The organism is Dactylosporangium sp. NPDC005572 (assembly GCF_040605515.1).
Lineage (GTDB): Bacteria > Actinomycetota > Actinomycetes > Mycobacteriales > Micromonosporaceae > Dactylosporangium.
This window is the reverse complement of record NZ_JBEXCY010000247.1, coordinates 1-15,854: the sequence shown is the minus strand read 5'-3', so window position 1 is coordinate 15,854 and position 15,854 is coordinate 1. Positions and strand designations below refer to the sequence as shown.

Sequence of the window (15,854 nt, the reverse complement as noted above, 5' to 3'; positions counted from 1 at the left end):
CCCGGCCGTGGACCGCGCAGGTCGCCGCGCGGGCCCGCGCCGCGCTCGACGACGACGCCCGGGCCGCCGCAGAAATGACGGGCGCGGCGGCCACGATCGACACCGTCGACGCACTGTTGTCCTCGCCACAGGAAAAGCCACGGTAAAACCTGTTGAACCGACCCCGGGTGTCGGTGGAGGCTAATACACCGCCACCAAACACCCCGGGGGATCCACCATGCGCCTGATCCGTGACCTCTGGGCCACGTCACCGGGCCGCACCGGTGTCGTGGCCTGCCTCATCGTGCTCGGCGCCATCGGCCAGGCCATCGCTGCGGCCGTCGGCGGCGCCGTGCTCATCCATCGATCATGGCTCATGTTCACGATCCTGGCCGTCGCGCTCGCCGCGGCTGTGCTGACCGATCTCGCGGTATCGCTGATCATGGCCGGACTGACCGCCGACTGGGCCGCCGACGTTCGTCGGCGGCTCTGTCGTGTGGCCTTCGGTCAGGACCTGCCGACCCTGGAGACCACCCCGGTCGGCGAGCTGCTCGACCGCATCGACGGCGACGTCTACCAGGTCGCCGCCGAGCTGCGCAACAGCGGCGTGCGGATCGCCCAGTCGGTCGCCTTCACCGTGCTGTCCATCGGTACCACCCTCTTCGTCTGGTGGCCGGCCGGCATCGGCATGATCGTGCTCACGGTCGGCCTGACGATCGCCCTGCGCAATCCCACGGCGAAGATCGCCTCGCTGCGGATGGGCGAGGAGGAGGCGTGGAGCGACCTCGCCGCGGTCATGGAGGAGTCCATCCACGGCCAGGACGACGTCCGTACCACGCTCGCCCGGCCCTACGTGCTGCGCCTCTACGCGCGGCGGGCCAGCCAGGTGCTGACCCGCGGCCGGAAGGTGTGGAAGCGCTCGGCCGCGGTCACCGCGTCGGCGTCCGGCGTGGTGCGGCTCGGCATCGCCGTCGTCGTGCTCGCCGGCGTGTGGGCGCTCGCGACCGACCGGATCGACGGCGCCCAGCTCACCGCCGTCTGGCTGCTCACGCTGGGCTTCGGCGCCACCGTCGAGCACACCAGCCGGATGGTGCCGGAGCTGCAGTACGCGCTCGGCGCGTGGGCCCGCGTCCAGCTGCTGCGCGACTCGAAGCAGGAGCCGACCGGCGGCGTCGCCCCCACGCCCGGCGACCTCAGCGTCCGCGGGCTCACGTTCCGCTACGGCGAGCAGGCCCACCGCGCCGCGCTGCTGGACGTCTCGCTGACGTTCCACCGCGGCCGGTCGTACGCGCTCGTCGGCCGGACCGGGTCGGGCAAGTCGACCCTGGCCAAGGTCCTGACACGGGCCGTCGACCTGCCGCGCGGCACCGTGTTCCTGGGCGGGACCGACCTGCTCGACGTCGACGTCGAGCAGCTGCGCCGGTTCATCGCCGTCGTACCGCAGCGCACCGAGATCCTGGCCGGCACGCTCGCGGAGAACATCGCGCTGTTCGACGAGCACCTGCTCGACGCCGCCGCCCGCGCGGTCGACGAGCTCGGCCTCACCGGCTGGGTCGCCGACCTGCCCGACGGCCTCGACACCCGGCTCGGCGACGGCGGCCACGTGCTGTCGGCCGGCCAGGAGCAGCTCGTCGCGTTCGCCCGGATCATGGTCCGGGACCCGCAGGTCGTGATCCTCGACGAGGCGACCGCCCGGCTCGACCCGGTGACCGAGCAGCAGGTGCAGCGGGCCACCGAGCGCATGCTGCACGGGCGGATCGGCATCATCGTCGCCCACCGGCTGTCGTCGGTGCGCAACTGCGACGAGGTCGTGGTCCTCGCCGACGGCCAGGTCGTGGAGGCCGGGCCGATGGCGACCTCCTCGCGCTTCGCCGCGCTGCTGGCATCGAGCGGCGCCTCGTCGCCCGTGGTCACCAGCAGCGCGCTGCCGTCGTCGCTGGTCGACGCGACCGGCCCCGGTCCGGCCAAGGCCGACCCGCCGCCGCTGCCGAACCTGCCCAAGGCGCGCACGTTGTGGAACATCTTCAAGCTGGCGACCAACGACGCCCGGTTCGGGATCGCGTCGGTGCTGATGTTCTGCGTCATGGTGCTGCTCGGCCTCGACGGCTCGGTCCTGCCCTGGCTGTGGGCCGACCTGGTCGACGGCGCCGGCGACACGCTCTGGCCGGCCATCGGGATCGTGTGCGGCCTGCTGGTACCGCTGGCCCTGCCGTACTACACGGGCAAGTGGTTCCCCGAGTGGTGGGTCCGCCAGCTGCTGCGCATCAGCCTGCGGCTGGTGCACGGGCAGACCGGCCCCCGCCGGGTCAGCAAGCACACCCCGGCCGAGGTCGTCGCGCAGGGCGGCGACACCGAGCGGGTGGTCGTGCTGGCCGACAACCTCATCGACCAGTCGATCTGCGTGTTCGTGCTGGTGTCGATGACGGTCGTGTCCGGATCGATTGTGCCGGCGCTGTTCATGGCCGGGACGATCGTGCTGTCCGGCCTGGCCGCGACCCTCTTCGGCCCGTCGCTGAAACGCTCCGCGCAGAAGACGGTCGCCGCGCGGGCGGCGTTCGCCACGTCGCTCGTGTCGTCGCTGTCCGCGGCCCGCACGGTCAAGCTGGCCGGCGCGACCGGCCCGGTGCTGGCCCACCTGGCCCGCCTCGACCGGGTCCGCAGCGACCGCCAGCGGTTCGAGATCTCGGTCCAGGTCTGGGCCCGCTCGACCCCGGCCCTGGCCAGCGGCCTGCTCCCGATCGGGGCGTGGGCGCTGCTGCTCACCGGCGCGCTGTCCCCGGGCGCCGCGCTCGTCGCGGTCTCCACGCTGGGCTCCGCGCGCTGGTTCGCCTGGACGACGGCGTCGCTGATCTCGCAGCTCCCGTCGGCCCGCGTGTGGACCCGCCGGACGGTCGCGATGAGCGGCGTCGGCGAGTACGCGGCCGCCGTCCAGGGCGTCGACCTGTCGGACGGCACCGCGCCGGCCCCGAAGGCCGCGCCCCGCCACCCGCTGCGCCGCCTCGATCTGGACGGCTTCACGGCCGTCCACGAGGACGGCACGGTCGCGGTCCGCGACCTCGACCTGTCGATCGAACGCGGCCAGCTCGTGCTCGTCGTCGGCCCGGTCGGCTCGGGCAAGTCGAGCCTGCTGCGGGCGCTGGCCGGCATCGTCCACCACACCGGGAAGCTCAAGTGGAACGGCGAGCCGGTGACCGAGCCGGAGATGTTCCTGCGCCCGAACCAGATCGGCTACGTGGCCCAGCTGCCGCGGGTCCTGTCCGGGACGGTCGCCGACAACATCCGCCTGGGCCACGAGGTCGACGCCGACACGGCCGTCTCGACGGCCCAGCTGGAGCACGACCTGGCCGCCGCGGGCGCCGGCCTGGGCCTGCTCATCGGCCACAAGGGCACCCGCCTCTCCGGCGGCCAGCTGCAACGCCTGGCCCTGGCCCGCGCCCTGGCCCCACGGACGGAGCTGCTCATCGCCGACGACGTCTCGTCCGCCCTGGACGTGACCACGGAGCTGGCACTGTGGCGCGCGCTGCGCGAGCACGGCGTCACGGTGATCGGCTCGACGTCGAAGCGAGCGGCCCTGACCCAGGCCGACCGCGTGGTGGTCCTCCAGGACGGCACCGCGGCGGCCCAGGGCACGTGGCGCGAGCTGGAACACCGCTGGGGCCACCTGGCCGGCTGACCCCGCCGCTCCGGCGAGGGTCCCGGCCGGGACCGTCCATCCGGAACCGTGGGTCGACCGGGGCGTCGAGCCCGGCCGATTCCGTGGTGTCCTTGCGGCCGCTTGATGTGATGGAGTGGCTGCGGTTGGTGACCCGCACGGGATGGGACGGGCGTGCGCTGGGCAACGGTGATCCTTGCGGCCGTGGTGGCCGGTGCGGCCGGCTGGCTGGCGGCCGCCGGCCCGTATCACCAGAGCAACGAGGTCGCCGCCACGATCGCCGGCATCGCCGTCGCGCTCGTGCTGTCCGGCGGCACGAAATGGGCCAACCACAGCGACCCGCCCGCTCAGGCGGCGGTCGTCGCGTCGCCGGTCGCTCCTTCGTCGGTGGACCGCGTTGCGCAGGTGGTCGTCGGTGACCTGCCGGGCCGGGCGGTGGCCTGGCAGGACCGGGTGGACCTGCTGGATCGCCTGACGGTGATGGCCGGCACGGGCCGCGCGGTCGTCGTGTGTGCGGTGATGGGGCAGCGGGGCATCGGCAAGACGCAGCTCGCCGCCGCGTACGCCCGGTCCCGCGTCGCGGAGGGCTGGCCGGTCGTGGTGTGGGTGGTTGCCGACACCGCCGCGAACCTGGTGACCGGCCTCGACACCCTCGCGGCCGCGGTCGGGGTCCGCGGCCCGGACGCCGACCCGGCGGACGCCGCGAAAGCCGCCCTGGCCTGGCTGCGCGCGCACGCGGGCCCGTGCCTGCTGGTGTACGACAACGCCCTCGACCCGGACCTCATCCGCGCCTGGCTGCCGCCGGTCGGCGCGGTGCACACGGTGGTCACCACGACCCGCCACGACTTCGAGAACATCGGCGAGCCGCTGGACGTCACCCTGTTCACGCCCGCCGAGGCCGTCGCGTACCTCCGCGAACGCACCGGCCTCCCCGACGACACCGACGCCGCCCGACTCGCCGTCGAGCTCGGCCGGCTGCCCCTCGCGCTCGCCTGCGCCAGCGCGGTCATCGGCCCCCGCCGCCGCTACCGTACGTACGGCGCGTACCTGGACCGCCTGGCCACCATGTCCACGGCGGAGGTGCTGCCCCGCCCGGTCGGCGACCCGTACCCGCACGGCGCCGCCGAGGCGGTCCTGCTGGCCCTGGACGACCTCGCCACGGCCGACCCGGACGGCCACGCCCGCGACCTGCTCGACCGCCTGGCTGTCCTCGACCCGACCGGCGTCGATCCGGTGCTGCTCGGCCACCTCACCGCCGACGACAACGCGGCGGCCGTCCTCGCCGGACGTTCCCTGACCATCCCGGCCGTCGACACCGACCGCGTCGTGGTCCACCGCCTCGTCCAGCGCGTCGTCCGCGATCACAACCACCACCTCGGCCGCCTCGACGAGGTACTCATCGACACAGCCGACCGCCTCGAGGCCGCGGCGGCCGAGGCCGGTATCGGGTGGACCGATCGCGCCCGGATCGCGGAGTACGCCCAGCACGTCCAGACGATCGCCGGCCACCCCGGCGGCGACCGAAGCACCCGGCGCGTCCTCAAGCTGCGCGGCTGGATGGTCTACCGGCTCGCCAGGGTCCCCGACACAAGCCGTGCCATCGCCCTGGGCGAGTCCCACGTCCAGGCCTGCGAACAGTTGCTGGGCGCGGATCATCCGGACACGCTGAACTCCCGCAGCAACCTCGCCGGTGGTTACTGGACGGCCGGGCGGGTGGACGAGGCGATGGCCCTGAGCGAGCGGACACTTGCCGACCGGGAGCGGGTGCTCGGCCCGGACCACCCCGATACCGTCAGGTCCCGCGGGAACCTCGCCATCTGTTATCGGGCGGTGGGGCGGCTGGACGACGCGATCGGCCTGGATGAGCGGACGCTTGCCGATCGGGAGCGGGTACTCGGCCCGGACCATCCCGACACCCTGAGCTCCCGTGGCGGCCTCGCCAACAGCTACTGGGTGGTGGGGCGGTTGGACGAGTCGATCAGCCTGCACGAGCGGACGCTTGCCGATCGGGAGCGGGTGCTGGGCCCGGACCACCCGGACACCCTGAGCTCCCGTAGCAGCGTCGCCATCGGCTACCGGAAGGTGGGGCGGCTGGGCGAGTCGATCAGCCTGCACGAGCAAACGCTCGCCGATCGGGAGCGGGTGCTCGGCCCGGACCACCCGGACACCCTCAGCTCCCGTAGCAGCGTCGCGAACGGCTACCGGAAGGTGGGGCGGCTGGACGAGTCGATCAGCCTGCACGAGCAAACGCTTGCCGATCGGGAGCGGGTACTCGGCCCGGACCATCCCGACACCCTCAGCTCCCGAGACCGCCTCGCCGACGCCCGCCGGCAGCGCGCATCGCGCGAACGGCCGGCCGGCTAGGAGCGCTCGGCCAGGGCCGGAGCCGGTGGCGACAACGGTCGCGTCGATGATGACCGCGCGGCTGCGGTCGCGGGCGAGCAGGAACAGGCCGCCGACAGGTCGGGGCGGCTCAGTGTGACTCGCGGGACACCGCGTCGCCGCTCGCTCCGAGCAGGAAGTCCAGGTCGGCGCCCGTGTCGGCGCCCATGACGGTCTGGACGTACAGCCGCTCCCAGCCGCGCCGGGGCCGGGCGAGCGCCGCGCGGAACGCCTCCGACGGCTCGCGGGCGTCCAGGTCGGCCTCGACGTGCAGGCTGCGGCGGGGCACGTCGAGCGTGACCCAGTCGCCGGTGCGCACCCGGTCGAGCGGCCCGCCGGCCGCCGCCTCGGGCGCGACGTGCAGCACGACGGTGCCGTAGGCGGTGCCGCTCATCCGCCCGTCGCAGATCCGGACCATGTCGCGGACGCCCTGGTGCAGGAGCTTGGCGGGCAGGGGCAGGTTCGAGACCTCGGGCATTCCGGGGTACCCCTTGGGACCGCATCCCCGCAGGATCAGCACGGTGTCGGCGTCGACGTCCAGCGCGGGGTCGTCGACGCGGGCGTGGAAGTCCTCGATCGAGTCGAACACCAGCGCCCGGCCCCGGTGCCGCAGCAGGTGCGGTGAGGCGGCCGCCGGCTTGATGATGGCGCCGGCCGGCGCGAGGTTGCCGTGCAGCACCGCAATCCCGGCCGCCGGTTGCAGTGGCGCGTCCCGCGGGCGGATGACCTCGCGGTCCCAGACCTGCGCCTCCGCGAGATGCTCGACGAACGGCCGCCCGGTCACCGTCAGCGCCTCCGGGTCGAGCAGGTCGGCGACCTCCCGCAGCACCGCCGCGAGCCCGCCCGCCCGGTGCAGGTCCTCCATCAGATGCCGCCCCGCCGGCTGGAGGTCGACGAGGAGCGGCACGGCAGCTCCGAGATCATCGAAGTCCTGGAGTTTCAGCGGTACCCCCAGTCGCCCGGCGATCGCGAGCAGGTGCACGACGGCGTTGGTCGACCCGCCGGTCGCCGCGAGGGCGACGATGGCGTTGCGGAACGAGCCGGCCGTCATCACCTGCGCCGGTCGCACACCCTGCTGCACGAGCTGCACGGCGAGCTTCCCCGCCTCGTGGGCCCGCACGAGCAGCCGGCTGTCGGGCGCCGGGATCCCGGCCGTGCCCGGGATGGTCATCCCGAGCGCCTCGGCCATGATGGCCATGGTGGAGGCGGTACCCATGGTGTTGCAGTGCCCCCGGCTGCGGATCATCGACGACTCGGAGTCGAGGAACGCCTGCTCCGACAACGTCCCGGCGCGAACCTCCTCGGACAGCCGCCACACGTCGGTCCCGCACCCGAGCGGCGTCCCCCGGAACGTCCCCGTGAGCATGGGCCCGCCGGGCACGACGAGCGCGGGCAGCCCGACGGACGCCGCCGCCATCAGCAGCGACGGGATGGTCTTGTCACACCCCCCGAGCAGCACCACCCCGTCGACGGGGTTGGCCCGGAGCATCTCCTCGGTGGCCATGGCGGCCATGTTTCGCCAGAGCATCGCCGTCGGCCGCACCTGCGTCTCGCCGATGGATACGACGGGCAGGTTGTGCGGCACCCCACCGGCCTCCCACACCCCACGCTTGACGTGCTCGGCAACCTCGTCAAGATGACTGTTGCAGGGCGTGAGGTCGGAGGCGGTGTTGGCGATGGCGATCTGCGGCCGCGACCCGTCGAGCGCGTCGCCCGGCAACCCGCGCCGCATCCAGGCCCGGTGGATGTAGGAGTTCCGATCGTCCCCTGCGTACCACTGCGCGCTTCGCATACCGACCCTCCCAGCCCGACGGTGCAAGCACGATACCGCCCGCTGGAAGCCAGCCGGCTGGACCGTGGGTCGGGCCGCCTCATCCCACGAATCCTCCGCCGATGGGACGGCGCCGAGTCAGACTCGTGCTGTACGGACGACGGGCGGAGGCGGCGATGTGCCGATGGCTCGTGTACTCGGGCTCACCACTGCTCCTCGAGGAGGTGCTGTACAAGCCGGTCCATTCGCTGATCGACCAGAGCCGCCACGCCCGCCTCGGCGTCGACACCACCAACGGCGACGGGTTCGGTGTCGGCTGGTACGGCGTGGGCGACGTTCCCGGCCTGGTCCGCGCCATCGGCCCGGCGTGGAGCGACCGCAACCTCCGCGAGCTGGCCGCCCACGTCAGCTCGCCGCTGTTCCTGGCGCACGTCCGCTCCTCGACCGGCACGTCGGTGCAGCAGACCAACTGCCACCCGTTCCGGTTCGAGCGGTGGCTCTGGATGCACAACGGCTCCATCGCCCGGTTCGCCGAGCTGAAACGCGACCTCACGCTGGCCGTCGACGCCGAGTTCTTCCCCGCGATCGAGGGGTCCACCGACTCCGAGCTGATGTTCTTCCTGGCGCTCACCTTCGGCCTGCGCGACGACCCGCCCGGCGCGGTGGCCCGCATGGTCGGCCTCGTCGAGGCCGTCGCGCGCCGGCACGAGGTCGCTGATCCGGTACAGATGACCGTCGCCACGACCGACGGATCGGCGGTCTGGGCGTTCCGGTACTCCACCCGCCACGAGTCGCGGTCGCTGTTCTACAGCAGCGAGCCCCGCAACCTGCGCATGCTCCACCCGGACATTCCGGCGCTCCGGATGGTGTCGGACGAGTCCCGCCTGATCGTCTCCGAACCACTGGGCGACCTGCCGGGCGCCTGGAACGAGGTCCCGGAGTCGACGTGCAGCGTCATCGCGGCCGGACAGGACGTGATCCACGCCTTCGAGCCGCAACCCCCGAGCTGACGCAGTCGCTGCTGCGCCATGGTCAACTCCACCCGCACTCGACGGGGCGTCACCAATCAGCCGCCGCCAGCTTCACACGGACCCCGCAACTAGGCCGGCGTTGCCCCGGCTGTGGGATGGCGCGCGCGATCTTGGAATTGTGGGCCTGAATCTGTCGCGGCGCGGTGCGTCCGCGGCGGTCTGCGGAGCAGTGCTACCGGCAGTAGTGCCACGCAGAGACCGCCGTGGCACTACTGGTCGACGTCGGCGGAGTAGCGCCGGCAGCTTCCGCTGGTGCCGTCGCGCCTGAGGTAGCTGCCGAGATTGGCGGCGGACGCCGGTGCCGGGACGGCCAGCAATGCGGTGGCCGTCCCGGCCGCAACCAATAGTCGCGCGTCGACTGGTGCGTGCGGCCGGGCCGGCCCGGGAATTGGGTCCAGAGAGCGCTCTCTCGTGAGTCCAAAGGCTCAGGTCAAGCGGCATCGTGCGGGCCTAGCGTGAGGGACCCCGTCAACCACGGCGGAACGCCCTCGCCGCCGTCCCCTCGAACGTTGGAGGAACCGTGTCCGAGGTCAGACGTCGGCGTTCACCGCTCCTGCGGATCGCCGGCATCACCGTCATCGCGCTGGCGGCCGTCACCGTCGTCGCGATGCGGTTCGCGAACGCCGCGACAACCGTCACCGTCCAGGCCGAAGGCTTCGCGGCCATGAGCGGCGCCCAAGTGGAAGCCACCGTCGACGCCGGCGGTGGGCAGGCCGTCGGGTACCTGAGCAACGGCGACTGGCTCAGGTACGACGGTGTGGAGCTGGGCGGCGGCGGAGCCGTCACCGTCAGCGCCCGCGTCGCCTCCGCAGTGGGCGGGGGCACCGTCGAGCTGCGCACCGGTGCGCTCACCGGGCCGGTCCTGGCCCAGTTCACGATCGCGGCGACCGGAGGCTGGCAGGCGTGGACGACGCTCAGCGGTACCGCCGCCGCCCCCGCCGGAAGCCAGACCCTCTTCGCCGTCATGAGGAGCCAGGGCGGCGGGGACTTCGTGAACCTCAACTGGTTCTCGATCAGCAGCGGTACCGCCGCCGAACCCGCCGGGTGGGTCAAGGTCGACCCCGCGAAGTGGAGCGCGCAGCTCGCCGCCTTCAACGCGCTGCCGATGGACCCCGCGCCGGCCGGTGCCGTCCGGGTGCCCGAGTTCAACGCGACCTGCACGTACAGCCACTCGCTCAAGGACGACCCGATCGTGTTCCCGAACCTTCCGGGGGCGTCGCACATGCACAGCTTCCTCGGCAACCGCAGCACCAGCGCGAGCAGCACCGCCGACACGCTGCTGGCCAACGCCGGCACCAGCTGTGCGCCCGCGCCGGACCTGTCGGCGTACTGGGTGCCGACGCTGTACGAGCGCGGGGTCGCGGTCGAGCCGAAGGGCGTCGTCGTGTACTACGGGTCGCGGCTGAGCGACTCCTCGAAGACCGTGCCGTTCCCGCAGGGGTTCCGGATGATCGCCGGGGACGCGAAGCTCCAGCAGCCCACCCCGGCCGGCTCGGTCAACCAGTTCTACTGCGCGGGGCCCGGCGGCGAGGCCGGGCGCAGCGCCGACGGGAACTGGCCGCGGTGCGCGCCCGGCGCGACGCTCATGTTCCAGCTGGTGTTCCAGGACTGCTGGGACGGCACGCACCTGGACAGCCCGGACCACAGGTCGCACGTCGCCTACAGCTACACGGGCACCTGCGGCGGCGCCTTCCCGGTGGCGATCCCGTCGATCTCGTTCGTCATTGCGTACCCGACGAGCGGCTCGGCCGACGGCTTCACGCTCTCGTCCGGGATGGCCTCGTCGTTCCACGGCGACTCGTTCCTGGCCTGGGAGAACACGGCCCAGGCGAAGCGGGTGAAGAACTGCGTCGTCCAGAAGGCCAAGTGCAACACGGCCGGAGGATTCTAGCGGGCACCGCCGGGTAGGGGCGGTCCATGTTCGGAGCACCGATCGTCCCCGGCGAGGACCGCCGCCACGGCGTCAGCGTCGCCGCGCAGGCCGACCCCGACCGCTGGTGGTTCGGCATCGGCGAAGAGACCGCCGACCACGAGGAGGACGGCGCCAGGGCGCAGATCACCCAGCAGTACGTCTGGGGGATCACGGCCGACGAGGCACAGCGGAGCATCTGGTGGGGCACGGTCGGCAACGTGACCGGGGGAGGCCTCGCCACCGTTGCGCCCGACTTCGCCGATTCGGGGTTGGGTGTACCGCTGCAGCCGTGGGACGACCCGGACAACGTGACCGTCGAGTTCTCCGCCAGCTACAACGCCGTGCACGGCGTCGCCCCGACCATGGGACCGGTGGGCGACGCCGTGCCGGCGCAGGTGTGGCAGTACGACATCGGCACCGGCGTCACCGTGGAACGCACCCCGACCGCGGAGCAGTGCCCGGTGCTGCGCAAGGTCGCCGGCCTGCGGGCCGCCGGCGCGCTCGGCGACGTCGTCCTCATCGGTGGGATCGAGACGACGACCGAGGGCGGCGCCCAGGCCGGCGGCATCGTGGTCCTGCTGGCCTACCGGGCGAGCGACGGCGAGTTCCTCGGCTGGCGCCGCTTCCCGCAGTGGAACAACATCAAGAACTTCGTCGTGGCCGGCGGGCGGCTGTACTTCGGCGTCGGCCTGACCGAGCCCCAGGGACAGTGCACCGGCAGCGTCCAGTGCCTGCAGACGGCCGCCAACCCGTTCGAGTTCGAGGAGGTCGGGCGGCTCGGCAACCAGCCGACGTACTTCACCGTCCACCGCGACCGCCTGGTCACCGGCACCTGGACCGGCACCGGCAGCGAGGAGCACACCGGCGTCTACCTCAGCCCGCCGCTGCACCGGCTCGGCCCGGAGACGAGCGACGAGTGGCGCCTGGTCTTCTCCGCGGCCCAGCTCTTCCCCGACCCGATCACGGCGCGGTCGATGGTGTCGTTCGCGGTGACCTCGTTCGGCGGCTGGGTGTACGCCACCTTCGGCATCCCCAGCATCGAGCCGTCGTTCACCCGGCACCTCGCCGCCCACCCCGAGATCCCGCGGGAGACGATCCCCGACCTCGCGCTCGCCTACCTCAAGAGCAGCCCGGCCGGCGTCGTCTACCGCATCAAGGACCCGGGCGAGGCGAACCAGCAGGTCGAACTGCTCTACGGCGAGGAGCGGTACTGGGTCTACGAGCCGGGCGGGGTCGGCTGGACGCTGCGCGACAACCTGCTGCACCAGAAGCCCAGCTTCGGCAGTGGCGGGTTCGGCGACCGGTGGAACGACTACGTCGGCTGGGGCGCGGCCGTGTTCCGCGGCAAGCTCTACGTCGGCACGTTCAACATGACCAAGATCCTGCGCGACATCACCCTGAACCCGGCGACGGGCGTGCTCGAACAGGTGCTCGGCCGCCCGGTCAGCGCCCTGGAGCTGGCCGTGCTGCGCAACGTCGGCTTCCCGGACGACCGGGTGGCCGGCCAGGTGTGGGTCTTCGACGACCCGGACGGCCCGGCCCGGCCGCTGACCCGCACCGGCTTCAACAACGCGAACACCTGGGGCATCCGGGGCATCGTGCCGGTCGGCGACGAGCATCTGTTCTTCGGCACCAACCAGGGCTGGCAGTACCCCGTGGAGGCGCGCGACGACCCGCCCCGCCGGGCGGGCTGGCAGCTGCTGCGGCTCACGCCCGGCCGCGAGGAGCCGAGCTGGCTGGACAGCCTCACACGGGTGTTAACGTTCAGGACGTGACGAACTTCGACCCCCGCGAGCTGCTCGCCGCCGCTCGCCTCGGCATCCTCGCGACCATCAAGGCCGACGGGCGGCCGCAGCTCTCGCCGGTCATGCCGTTCTACGACCCGGAGCGCCGGGTCATCCACGTCTCGATGACCGAGGGCCGGGCCAAGACGGCCAACCTGCGCCGCGACCACCGGGCGACGCTGGAGGTCACCGCGCCGGACGGCTGGTCCTGGGCCACGGCCGAGGGCGTGGCCACGCTGACCGGCCCGGGCGACGACCCGCACGGCCCGGAGGTCGAGGCCCTGGTCGACTACTACCGCCGGGCCGCGGGCGAGCACCCCGACTGGGCCGAGTACCGCGCGGTGATGGTCGCCGACCGCCGTGTCCTGATGACGATGACGGTCGATCACGTGTACGGCGCCCAGGTCCGCTGACGCCGCTCGGCGCCTGGCGGGTGACGTAACGGATCGCCGTGCGTAACCGCTTGTTCACGCATGACCGACGTTCAGGTGTTCCAGGAGGCGGACTACCGGTTCGGCGTCGGCGCTATCAGCATGCGCGTCGAGCGGATCGACTGGGCGAACCCCGACATCTACGACGGCGAGCCCTGGTACTTCGTCGACGGCGTCCAGGTCAGCAGCATCGGCGTCGAGATCGGCCGGCGGCAGGTCATGGTCCGCGGACGGCGGCTGCCGCCCCGCTGAGATCGACCGATCTGGTTGTAAAGTCGCCCGCATGCACCCATCGGTGGCGCGGGCCGCCCTCGGGCGGGCGGTGCTGCTCGGCCGGGCCGCCGTCACGATCGTCGCGGCCGCCACCGGGCTGCGGCTGGTCCCCGACCCGCGACCGGCGCTCCTGGTGGCCGGGCTGGTCGCCGCCACGACGGCCGCCGGAGTGCACCTGCTGTCCCGGGATCCCCAGGTTGTACTGCGGGTGCCCGCCATCCTCGCCGTGGACTCGCTCGTCGTCGTGGCGATTCTGGTGCTGAGCGACGGCGGCGTGGCGTACTACTGCGCCGCCGCCGGGGCCTCCGCCCTCGCCGGGGTCCTGCTCGGCCCGCGGGCCCTCGCGGTCGCCGCGGTCCACGCCGCCGCCGGGTACGCCGTCGCGGCCACCGTCCTGGCCCCCGAGCTGGCCCCCGGTGATCCGACGCTGGCCGGCTTCGTGCTGACGTTCCCGGTCACGTGCGTGCTGGCCGCGGCCGGCGGCGCCGCCGCGACCGCCGCGCTGACCCGCTCGGTCGAGCTGTCGGTCGAGGTCGTCGCGGCCGCCCAGCGCACCGCCGCCGCCGACGAGCGGGCCCGGCTGGCCCGCGAGCTGCACGACTCGGTCGCCAAGACGCTGCGCGGGGTGTCGTTCGCGGCGCTCGCCCTGCCGCAGTCGCTGCGCCGCCACCCCGACCTGGCCGAACGCCTCGCGGCCACGGTCAGCGACGGCGCCGCGGCGGCCGCCCGCGAGGCTCGCGACCTGGTCGACGGCCTGCGGCTGGACCGGCCCGACGAGGACTTCGCGGCGACGGTGACCGGCATCTGCGCGCGGTGGTCGGGCCGCAGCGGGGTGCCCGTCGACGTCGTCGCCGACTCTGCCGGGCCGGGTGTCGCGGTGCGGTACGAGCTCAGCCGCATCCTCCAGGAGTCGCTCGACAACGCGGCCCGCCATGCCGCGGCCCGGCGGGTCACCGTCCGGCTCTCCGGCGGTCCCGGTGGGCTGCGGCTGCTGGTCCGCGATGACGGGCGCGGCTTCGCCGTCCCGGCCGACCTGCTCGACCTGCGCGCCGCGGACCGCTACGGGATCGTGGGCATGGCCGAGCGCGCCCGCGCCGTCTCCGGCTCGCTGCACGTCGTCTCGGCGCCCGGCCGGGGGACGACCGTCGAGGTGCTGGTGCCCGCATGGCGAGCGTGATGATTGTCGATGACAACCCGATCGTCCGGCGGGCGCTCCGGGAGTACCTGGAGTGCGCCGACGACCTGACCGTGGTCGCCGAGGCCGCCGACGGGCGGCAGGCGCTGGCCGGCGCCCGCGCCGCGCGGCCGGCGGTGACGCTGCTCGATCACCGCATGCCGGTCGCCGACGGGCTGTCGGTGCTGGCCGAGCTGGGGCGGTACACCAGCGTCCTGGTGCTGACGAGCGACGGATCCCCGCAGCTCATCGCCCAGATGCTGCGCGGCGGGGCGCGAGGCTACCTGGTCCACGGGGAGTTCGACCCGCCGGAGCTGCGCCGCGCGGTGCTGGCGGTCGCCGCCGGGCAGGGCTGGCTGTCCCCGGCGGCCGCGGCGGTGGCGACGGCGTCGGTGCGCGACCAGGTGAGCCGCGAGCTGGAGGCTTCGCGACATCGGCAGGTCCAGACCCGGTACGGCCTCACGACCCGCGAACGCGACGTCCTCGACCTGCTGGCCGAGGGCCTGTCGAACGCGGCGATCGGGCACCGCCTGCTGCTGACCGAGAAGACGGTGAAGAACCACCTGCACCACATCTTCACCAAGCTGGGCGTGGCGTCGCGCACGGAGGCGGTCCTGCGCTGGACCGGCCACCGATGACGGCCCACGGTGGGACGGCCGTGACCGCGGGGCGGCGGTTGGGCTGGGCGGCGCTGTTCACCGCGCTGGCCGCCACGGCGGCGTTCGTCCCTCCGCTGGTCATGCCGGGGCGCACGCCTCCCGCCGCCGCACCGTCGACGGCTGCCGCTCCTGCTGTCTCGTCCGCGTCGTCGACCCCGCCCTTCCCTTCCTCCGCGCCGCCTCCTTCTTCCCCGTTGTCGGTCGGCGGGCCGGCATCGTCGTCCGCTGCTGTTGCTCCGCCGGGCTTCGTGCCGATCTCCCGGCACGCGGCCGACCCGGCGAACCTCCGCAGCGGCGCGCGGATCATCGAGTGCCCGTCGTGTGAGGGCGGGAGCCGGGTCGGCTACATCGGCGGCCCGAACACGCTCGCCATCCGCGTCCCGGACGTCCCGGTCGCGGGCACCCGGACGCTGACGGTGACGTACGAGACCGCGGAGCCCCGCACGCTCATGATCACCGTCAACGACGGCCCGGTGCACACCCTGACCCTGACCGGCGCCCGCGACTGGCTCATCCCGGCCCGCGTCGACCTGCGCGTCCACGTCCCCGCGGGCACCGCCTGGATCCGCTGCTTCAACGACTCCGGCTCGGCCCCCGACATCAACGCCGTCCGGCTCAGTTAGGGCAGCAGCACCAGCTTGCCGCGGAAGCCGCCCGCCTCCGCGCGCGCGTGCGCCTCCGCCGCCGCCGACAAGGGGAGCCGGTCGGCGATCCGGGTGCGCAGCACACCCGCGGCCAGGCGGTCCAGCAGATCGGCCAGCAGCACCCAGGTACAGGCCGCCCACCAACAAGCGCATAGCGGCGCG

General features: G+C 73.3%; 12 protein-coding genes. 10 read left to right on the top strand and 2 right to left on the bottom strand.

Annotated elements, in window-relative coordinates; all coding sequences use genetic code 11:
- Positions 1-217 precede the first annotated feature (217 nt).
- Positions 218-3,652, top strand: a complete 3,435-nt coding sequence (locus tag ABZS66_RS53790) for an ABC transporter ATP-binding protein (RefSeq protein WP_354771379.1) — start codon at positions 218-220, stop codon at positions 3,650-3,652.
- A 153-nt stretch (positions 3,653-3,805) separates the two neighbouring features.
- Positions 3,806-5,995, top strand: coding sequence for an FxSxx-COOH system tetratricopeptide repeat protein (gene fxsT, locus ABZS66_RS53785; RefSeq protein ID WP_354771377.1), 2,190 nt, complete (start codon positions 3,806-3,808; stop codon positions 5,993-5,995).
- 109 nt (positions 5,996-6,104) lie between these two features.
- On the opposite strand, the gene ABZS66_RS53780 is transcribed toward fxsT, so the two are convergent.
- Positions 6,105-7,805: an IlvD/Edd family dehydratase gene (locus ABZS66_RS53780; protein ID WP_354771375.1), complete on the bottom strand. Its 1,701-nt coding sequence runs from the start codon at positions 7,803-7,805 to the stop codon at positions 6,105-6,107.
- Between the two features lie 155 nt (positions 7,806-7,960).
- Here ABZS66_RS53780 and ABZS66_RS53775 point away from each other — a divergent pair, with 155 nt between their 5' ends.
- The 8 genes from ABZS66_RS53775 (at position 7,961) to ABZS66_RS53740 (ending at position 15,671) form a co-directional block, all read left to right on the top strand.
- Positions 7,961-8,794, top strand: coding sequence for a class II glutamine amidotransferase (locus tag ABZS66_RS53775; protein WP_354771373.1), 834 nt, complete (start codon positions 7,961-7,963; stop codon positions 8,792-8,794).
- A 541-nt stretch (positions 8,795-9,335) separates the two neighbouring features.
- Positions 9,336-10,706 (top strand): DUF1996 domain-containing protein, encoded by a 1,371-nt coding sequence (locus tag ABZS66_RS53770; RefSeq protein ID WP_354771371.1) that lies wholly within the window; start codon positions 9,336-9,338, stop codon positions 10,704-10,706.
- A 26-nt stretch (positions 10,707-10,732) separates the two neighbouring features.
- Positions 10,733-12,502, top strand: a complete 1,770-nt coding sequence (locus tag ABZS66_RS53765) for a hypothetical protein (protein ID WP_354771369.1) — start codon at positions 10,733-10,735, stop codon at positions 12,500-12,502.
- The gene (locus ABZS66_RS53760) at positions 12,499-12,924 is read left to right on the top strand and encodes a PPOX class F420-dependent oxidoreductase (protein ID WP_354771367.1); all 426 of its coding nucleotides are present in this window, start codon (positions 12,499-12,501) and stop codon (positions 12,922-12,924) included. Before ABZS66_RS53765 ends, ABZS66_RS53760 begins: the two co-directional genes overlap by 4 nt.
- A 60-nt stretch (positions 12,925-12,984) precedes the next feature.
- Positions 12,985-13,194 carry a hypothetical protein gene (locus ABZS66_RS53755; RefSeq protein ID WP_354771365.1) on the top strand — a complete coding sequence of 70 codons (210 nt, stop codon included), beginning with the start codon at positions 12,985-12,987 and terminating at the stop codon, positions 13,192-13,194.
- A gap of 31 nt (positions 13,195-13,225) precedes the next feature.
- Positions 13,226-14,392 carry a histidine kinase gene (locus ABZS66_RS53750; RefSeq protein ID WP_354771363.1) on the top strand — a complete coding sequence of 389 codons (1,167 nt, stop codon included), beginning with the start codon at positions 13,226-13,228 and terminating at the stop codon, positions 14,390-14,392.
- A complete protein-coding gene (locus ABZS66_RS53745; RefSeq protein ID WP_354771381.1) occupies positions 14,392-15,027 on the top strand; it encodes a response regulator transcription factor in 636 nt (211 codons plus the stop codon). Before ABZS66_RS53750 ends, ABZS66_RS53745 begins: the two co-directional genes overlap by 1 nt.
- Positions 15,028-15,047: 20 nt before the next feature.
- On the top strand, positions 15,048-15,671 hold the full coding sequence (locus tag ABZS66_RS53740; RefSeq protein WP_354771361.1) for a hypothetical protein: 624 nt from the start codon (positions 15,048-15,050) through the stop codon (positions 15,669-15,671).
- On the opposite strand, the gene ABZS66_RS53735 is transcribed toward ABZS66_RS53740, so the two are convergent.
- Positions 15,668-15,854, bottom strand: a 187-nt coding sequence (locus ABZS66_RS53735; RefSeq protein ID WP_354771359.1) for a zinc-binding dehydrogenase, incomplete at its 5' end; no start/stop codon positions are given. The genes ABZS66_RS53740 and ABZS66_RS53735 overlap by 4 nt on opposite strands.